Below are 765 nucleotides of genomic sequence, written 5' to 3' on the forward strand. Positions count from 1 at the left end.
GTCTAACCGTAATGTGTCGTCGGCAGCGTAAGATGTGACTAAGGGACAGACCACGGCAAGTCCACCCTGGCTGACCGCATCATCCAGCTGTGTGGCGGCCTGCAGGCCCGCGAGATGGAAGCGCAGGTGCTCGATTCGAACCCGATCGAGCGCGAGCGTGGCATCACCATCAAAGCGCAGTCGGTTTCGCTGCCCTACGTGGCGGACGACGGCCAGACCTACCACCTGAACTTCATCGACACCCCCGGGCACGTGGACTTCTCCTATGAAGTCAGCCGCTCGCTGGCCGCCTGCGAAGGCGCGCTGCTGGTGGTCGATGCGGCCCAGGGCGTGGAAGCGCAGTCGGTGGCCAACTGCTACACCGCCGTGGAGCAGGGCCTGGAAGTGGTGCCGGTGATCAACAAGATCGACCTGCCCACCGCCGACATCGAGCGCGCCAAGGCCGAGATCGAGGCCGTGATCGGCATCGATGCCGAAGATGCCGTGCCGGTCAGCGCCAAGACCGGCCTGAACGTGCGCGACGTGCTGGAAGCGATCGTCAAGCGCATTCCGCCGCCGGTGCCGCGCGATACCGACAAGCTGCAGGCGCTGATCATCGATTCCTGGTTCGACAACTACCTCGGCGTGGTGTCGCTGGTGCGGGTCATGCAGGGCGAGATCAAGGCCGGCGACAAGCTGCAGGTGATGTCCACCGGCCGCAACCACCAGGTCGACAACGTCGGCGTGTTCACCCCCAAGCGCAAGGTGCTGCCGGCCCTGCGTGCG

1 pseudogene is annotated in these 765 nt (G+C 65.2%); it reads left to right on the forward strand.

Going from position 1 to position 765, the window contains the following annotated elements:
* Positions 1-48 precede the first annotated feature (48 nt).
* Positions 49-765 (forward strand): annotated as a pseudogene (locus ABB28_RS17560) (GTP-binding protein); the annotation flags it as partial.

Source organism: Stenotrophomonas chelatiphaga (assembly GCF_001431535.1).
Taxonomy (GTDB): Bacteria; Pseudomonadota; Gammaproteobacteria; order Xanthomonadales; family Xanthomonadaceae; genus Stenotrophomonas; species Stenotrophomonas chelatiphaga.